Genomic DNA, 7063 nt, shown 5'->3' with positions numbered 1-7063 from the left:
CTCAGCCTATACCAACTACCAAATAGAGGACGATCTGCTGGAGAACGATCAGATTGCCCTTAAAGTGCACCGAAAGGCAAACAGCAAAAGGAAGGACAGTGCAAGCGCGGCATTCATAAAAGAGTATATGAGAAAAAGGGTGGAGACGACCATCAGTGAGATAAAGGGGCTGTTTCTTAGAAAAATCCATGCCGTAACATTTAGGGGATGGATTCTTAAAATATCCCTGTTCATCTTCGCTTTTACATTGAACAAGATTATATAACTAGCAACTTGAATTAATTATATAATCGTTAGAAACTTAAGTTGACACCAAGAGAGTAAGTGGAAGCTACTGGCAATGTGGATTCCCTGATCCGTGTTCCCGTTTCGGGATCTCCACCAAACCAGTTGGTGAATGTCCCCAGGTTTTTGGCCGTGGCAAATACCTTTAGTGAATTGATACGTGTGGAAGCCAGCCAGGTCTGATTAAAGCTATAGGACAAGGTCACATCCTGAACACGCACAAATCCACGGTTTTGCAAACCAAGGAAACGGCCGTCACCCGCAAATATTGCCGACGGATATGTATTGCTCTGGTTTTCGGGAGTCCAATATGGAATATCGGGCACATTATCATTGAAACGCCCAGTTCCACTGACTAGATAAGCAGAAGGATTGGATCTTAGGTACGTATTATTTCCACCAAATGTTCCAGTGATCATCATGTAGAATCCAAAATTTTTATATGCCAGATTACTGCTGAAATTCAATCGGAAATTCTCCTTGCCATTGCCCAGAATGGTTCGGTCGGCCGCAGTAATTCCATCGACTCCGTCTATGTCACGATATTTCGGTGCACCGGGCGCAGCACCGGTCAATGCAATATATTCGATGTCGCTTTCCTGTACAATACCGATTTGTTCATACCCATATATCGATTCCAACGATTTGCCGATAAACAGACTGTTGGCAATATCATCATCCTCTCGACCATCGCCATCGAGATCCTCGCCGTATAGGGAAACCAATTTATTGACGTTTTTCCAGAAAGTGAGTGTCGTACTCCAGGTCATATTGTCATTCTGTAGATTTACAGTACGCAAAGTTGCTTCGACTCCTCTATTGTTTACTTGTCCCATAGAGGTCACCATTGTTTTAAACCCCGTCATGACCGGAATATTACGGGTAAATATCTGGTCGGTCGTTTTTGCGAAATACACGTCCAAGTCTACAAAGAGGCGATTATCTAACCAAGCCGATTCAAAACCTGTGTTCCAGGATGTTGTCTTCTCCCATCCAAGTAAAGTATTTCCGATCGAACTCTGGTACAACCCATAGTAGATCTGACCTGGTGTATTTGAAAACTGATACCTCGTACCACCACTTGCGGCATTGGCCACAACAGATAGCGTACCATAGGGCCCAACTCCCTGGTTACCGTTCTGCCCCCATGAAAATTTTAGTTTTAGGTCATTAAGCGCAGAAAATGAAAGCATAAAAGGTTCTGCAGAAATACGCCACGAAGCACCTGCTCCAAAAAAATCGGCCCATTTATTATCCACACCAAAAACCGAAGCTCCGTCACGACGATAAGATCCAGTGACATAATATTTTTCATGGAATGAATAGTTGACCCGACCGAGATACCCGATGTTTGAACGTTCACGTCCATTAAGATCAATTCGTTGTACAGTAGCTTTATGAAGACCTTGTACGCCTAGTGCGGTATTCCCGTTTGCTGCAAAGTCACTACCGGAAGAAATGACCTGCTCATATTTCTGGTAGTCTCTGGTTGCCACCAATGTAACATCTAAATCGTGAAATCCAAAAGAGTTGTTGTAATTGATTATATTATCAAACACATAACTATAAGTCTTCTCGGTATTTATACTTCCATTGGCATTTGTCAAAAATCCCTGTATAGTATTGGGATTGTATCGATTAGGCGACTCGCCTTCTTGCACATATAGTCCTTCATATTGGAAATTCAAATAATAATTCTGATCCTGATTAAGCAGGTAATTGGCGCGATAGCTCAATCCCTTCACCCAGGGAACTTTTACTACCGCACGGGTATTCAGCCTGTAATTGTATCTCCGATCGTCGTTATCACGCAGACCATCATTGATACCCCATAGCGGATTAATTGCAGCCTGTGTATAGGGATACTTTTCTAGGTTACCCTGATCGTCCCGATACATTACTCCATAAGGGGACATCATCTGCGCTTGGGCCAGATCTGCTGTAACTCCCGAGTAATCACGCTTCGAAAAACCTGCATCCACGCCAATTTCCAACCATTGTGTAATATTGGCATTCAGTTTTCCCATCAGTGCAATCCTATTAAACTTGTCGTCTACCACGATGCCTTTATTGTCGTCGTAAGAGGTAGACAGGTAATAATTAATGTTTTCGGTCGCTCCAGAGATCGCTGCCTGATAATTTTGCATCGCACCTGTGCGGGAGACTTCATCCAACCAAACGATTTCCTTTCCGTTTTCCCGGTTCGCGAGTTCCCCACTTTTCATCCAATTGGTTGTTCCAGGAGTATACTGGTTGCGCGCATTCACCATATCGATCCATTCTTCTCCGCGCAGCATCACCGGCTTGTTTTGCCAATTTTGAAACCCAGTCGATGTATTAAACGTTATGACGGGTTTCCCTGTTTTACCTCGCTTTGTCGTAATCGCGATTACTCCGTTGGCGGATCGTGACCCGTATGCTGCTGCGGAAGTGGCATCTTTTAGCACATCTATCGTAGCGATATCGTTCGGATTGATGTCGCTCAGACTACCCATAAAAATAACCCCATCCAATACGATGAGAGGATTATTGTCTCCACTGATCGAATTCTGTCCTCGGATTTGCATGCTGGGTTGTCCTCCAGCGGAATTTGTTGCACCAATGTTCAGTCCGCTGATGCTGCCTTTAAGTGCTTCCAAAACGTTGAGGTTCGGGGCCAACGCAACAGGGGAATTTTCGAGATTCAACGATCCTACGGAACCTACAAAATCTTTCCGTTTTGTAGTCCCATATCCGACCACGATGACTTCGTCCAAATCATTTAAAATAGCTGAAAGCTCAATAAGCAGCTCATTACTGGCACCAACAACAACTTCCTGTGTCTTAAAACCAGTATGGGAAACCACAAGAACTGACCGGGAATCTATAGATTTCAGAAAGAATTCTCCATTTGCATCGGCAGAAGTCCCTATAGTCGTGCCCTTTACATTTATAGAGGCACCTGGTAATGGCTCTCCGCTTTCGCTAACAACTTTCCCTCTGATGTCGATGGTAGGTTGCACTTCATCCATATTCTTTTTATACCGTATTGCGGACGGCTTGATCAATATGGTATTCTCGAGCACCTCCCACGTAAACGGCTGCCCTTCAAAAACCTTTGTCAGAGCCTCATTTATAGAAACTTGGTGCACATCTACACTCACTGGTGCCGCCTTCTGTAAATAAGCCGCATCGTAGAAAAACGCATATCCTGTTTGTTTGCGTATTTTTTTAATAATTTTCTCCAACGATGCTTTTTTTTCCGATAAACTGACTTGTTGGGAATAGACTGATGCCTTAATCTGTAAACAACCAAATAAGATTAGCAGCAAGGTAAGCTTCATGGTCAAGAAAATTTTTGGCATCCCAATGGTGAGAATGCTATATTTATAATTGGCGTGGCACGTTCCCTTGCCACAAGTATTATTATTCATACATTTGTATAAGTTAAGATTAGTAAAACATGATAAATTACTTTAGCCGGTATTTTTATTAAAAACAAAATCTTACAAAGCAGGCGTGTTCGAGCACGCTTGTTCTAAGACCCTCAGTTTTACAATTGGGGGTTTTTGTTCTTATCCTATTGTATGTCATTTTATCATCGAAACCCTCCTTTCTTCCACTTTAAATTTCAGTCCACTCGTCTTTTCCATCATCTGGAGTACCTGAGAGAGTTTTACATCTCTAGACAGCTCACCATTAAATCTTTTCTGCGGCATATCTTTGATATCGATTTCCACGTTGTACCATCGGGAAAGATGTCTCATGATGGCAGATAGTTCCGTATTATTGAAATAAAACATCCCGTCTTTCCACGCCGTAGCCTCCTCAGTATCTACCCCACTGACCACTAGAATGTCTCCAGTGTTCGTCAACTGCGCCTGTTGTCCCGGCTTAAGCACTTCCTCGGCTCCGCTCGGTACAGACGATATTTTCACAGCGCCTTCTATCAACGTTGTTTTTACTAGGTTTTCATTGGAATAGGCGTTCACGTTGAACTGCGTACCCAAAACCTCAATTTGCTGTGTCGGTGTTTTCACGATGAAAGAACGTTTTCGTATTCCTTTTTTACCACCTGTCGGTAAGGAAACGACCTCAAAATAAGCCTCTCCTTCTAATTCGACCTCGCGGGATTCTTTTGTGAAAGCAACAGGAAATTTCAACGAACTGGAAGAGTTAAGCCAGACTTTTGATCCGTCTGGAAGCGTAAGTTGGCATTGTCCACCCTCTGGAACGGTAATCTTGTTAAAAACAGGCTCCGCTGCTGCATTCTCATTTAGCTGATTTCCCATCGCGGTATAGGCAATTTTCCCTTCTTCTGTTTTTTTAACCCGCGCCCCCCCCTGCTGCGCCAATATCCCTTCCTGAGATTCGTCCAGATTGAGCACCGTACCGTCACTTAAAGTCAATATAGCCTTGTTCGTACCTGGATCTACATCCTGTACATGTTGTTGTTTGGTATATGCAGGTTGCGAAGGGATTTCAGGTTCTTGGTTCCGGATCAAGCCTATAGAAACAATGATCAATATGGCTGCCGCTGCTGCTATCTTAATATACGGGATTTTCTTGTAATTTGATCTATATACTGGCAAATCCTTGATGATACGAGCGTACAACTCTTTTTCTGCATCATATTCTTTACCCAGTGCACTTTCATCCCATTCGACATCCTCCTGAAACCGGTTATAGTAGTAATTATACAATGCTACCTCCTTTTCCGTGGCAATGCCGTTGCTGATTTTCTCCGCTAACTGTTGAAAGTCGTTCTTGTTCATAATTGGGCCTATAATATATGTAAGGCATCTCTGACAGATGTTACCCCCAAAACAAATGAAGAATTTTTTAAAAATTTGAATGTATATCGTAGAATATCTCTCTGGGGTCGATATCGACGTAAGATTTTACGTTTCTTCTATAAAAAGAATAATAAGAAAGAAGAAATCCTTTTCAAGGATGACCTTAACTTTCGGAGGGCAATGGTTATTTGGTTCTCGACTGTTTTCACGGATATATTTAGGCGCTCGGCTATTTCTTTATTGCTCAGCTCCTCATGGCGACTCAATATAAATATGTCCCGACACTTTTCTGGAAGCTGATTGGTAAAGTGGTTGATGATCGTCATCATCTCCTTCACTTCCATATTACTGTCTTCAATCAATTCATACGGCTCTTCCATTTCTTTGATTTGGTCAAAAAAAGAGGATCTTACCTTACCTTTCTTAATATAATTCGCCACTTTAAATTTTACAGCGGCCATCAGATAAGGTCTAAGCGATGCGACATTTAAACTATTGCGATGTTCCCATAACCAAACAAAAAGCTCCTGTACAATATCCATACAGGCCTCTCTTTCCCTCAACAGATTGTAGGCCGCATGAAACATGTCACTCCAATAACGCCTATATATTTCTTCAAAGGCATTTTGGTCATCAAAGCGAAGCTTCAATAACAATTCATTATCATGAAGGTTCTTATATGTCATCTTGAGGTTTAAAATAAAGAGCAATGTAGTAAATTATTTATAAAAAAGAAGCGGTTTGGTTTGCTTGCATACTCCAAACCCAAAGAAGGGAACGAAAAAGCAGATCGCATAAAATCTGGTCAAGATTGATAAAGATCAGCCTGACATTAACCGAAATTGGTCAAAGAACGAACAAAACTGTCTATTTTACGGTGTGGAGTACATGACGGTTTATTTACGTAGGAATTTCACCAAGGATTTGTTCTCCTTTAGGTAATTATTCAATCTGGCTTCTAATGCGACCTAGCTAGGTTTCTAATCAATGAAACAAAAAAAGCCGACAAATTGTCGGCCTTTTTATTGGTATACTATCTTTTGTTAGTTCAACAGTTGCTGTAAGTTACCGCTAGGGGTTCTGCTCCAATATTCCGCCTGCCATATGTCCATCAAATGCAACCATGCCTATCCTCAAAAAGGTACTAAAGAGATACCAAATACCTATCTTCTCCTGAGTGGTTTTGCCAATTAACTCTTTGCTTGTAAGTCCCATTATACATCTACCCAGGCTATCTGGAAGAAAAATACTCAAAACATCCTTTCATCGCCCTTATCTGAAATCAAATTCATAAAAAATCCCATGTCAACATCTTTACCTTCTATTAACACTGCATTAAGAAGAGGCTCCACTTTCTCAACCGTTTGGGAATCTTTGTGATAGTTCTTCCACTTTTGGGCTAGCAAGGTGGCCTCGCTGTCTCTATTAAGCTCTTTCAAAGCAGCAATTTGAAGTACGGTATTTATCGATACAGAATCAGCCTTACTGTCGGCCAGATTGGTCAACAGTTTCATTCTCTTTTGGTTATCGCCAGATGCCTTATATATACATGCCTCCAAATAATCCTCTATTCTTTCGTCCTTGCTTGTAGAGTAGGGCTCGCCAACACCTAAGCGCAAAGGCCACAATCTTGCTTCTTCGACCTTTTTATGGGCCACTTTATAGTTGCGTTTTGAGAAAGCCTGTTGGGCGAGCATCAATTTGGTCTGTCGATAATATCGGTGTCCAGCGGTTGCCCCTTCGAAAGGTAAAATTTTTATAGCGGCAAGTACTTGCTCTGCTTTTGCGTATTCCCTTTCCAACAAAAGCGTCTTAACATAATCCAATCCGATGACATAATTTGTTGGATTGGCATTATAATACTTTTCTAACAATGGCAATGCCCGTTTAGCCTGTTTGTTTTTTTCACTACCAAACGGATAAACTTAAAAACAGGCAATAAACTCACTTAACTTACTGATTATCAGTAAATATTTTCATTAGATAAAAAAGCCACCCCCCCC

General features: G+C 41.8%; 4 protein-coding genes and 2 pseudogenes. 1 reads left to right on the top strand and 5 read right to left on the bottom strand.

Features of this window, described 5'->3' with window-relative positions:
* A pseudogene (locus tag A37S_RS27635) lies at window positions 1-265 on the top strand (IS982 family transposase); the annotation flags it as partial.
* Between the two features lie 28 nt (window positions 266-293).
* Here the strand turns inward: A37S_RS27635 and A37S_RS0122140 are convergent.
* From A37S_RS0122140 to A37S_RS0122120, 5 genes and pseudogenes are all read right to left on the bottom strand, one after another.
* Window positions 294-3698, bottom strand: a complete 3405-nt coding sequence (locus A37S_RS0122140) for a SusC/RagA family TonB-linked outer membrane protein (RefSeq protein WP_157279021.1) — start codon at window positions 3696-3698, stop codon at window positions 294-296.
* A gap of 156 nt (window positions 3699-3854) precedes the next feature.
* Complete coding sequence (locus tag A37S_RS25785; RefSeq protein WP_051293394.1) at window positions 3855-5039, bottom strand: FecR family protein; 1185 nt, start codon at window positions 5037-5039, stop codon at window positions 3855-3857.
* Between the two features lie 137 nt (window positions 5040-5176).
* Entirely contained in the window at window positions 5177-5746 is a 570-nt protein-coding gene (locus A37S_RS25780; RefSeq protein WP_036603868.1) for an RNA polymerase sigma-70 factor, read from the bottom strand.
* Window positions 5747-6131: 385 nt separating this feature from the next.
* Entirely contained in the window at window positions 6132-6275 is a 144-nt protein-coding gene (locus A37S_RS27885) for a hypothetical protein (RefSeq protein ID WP_211229844.1), read from the bottom strand.
* A 35-nt stretch (window positions 6276-6310) separates the two neighbouring features.
* Window positions 6311-6949: pseudogene (locus A37S_RS0122120) on the bottom strand (tetratricopeptide repeat protein); the annotation flags it as partial.
* Between the last annotated feature and the right edge of the window lie 114 nt (window positions 6950-7063).

Origin of the sequence: Olivibacter sitiensis DSM 17696 (assembly GCF_000427965.1) — a bacterium.
Lineage (GTDB): Bacteria > Bacteroidota > Bacteroidia > Sphingobacteriales > Sphingobacteriaceae > Olivibacter > Olivibacter sitiensis.
Note: the sequence above shows the minus strand (reverse complement) of the source record. Positions and strands in the feature narration are given on the sequence as shown.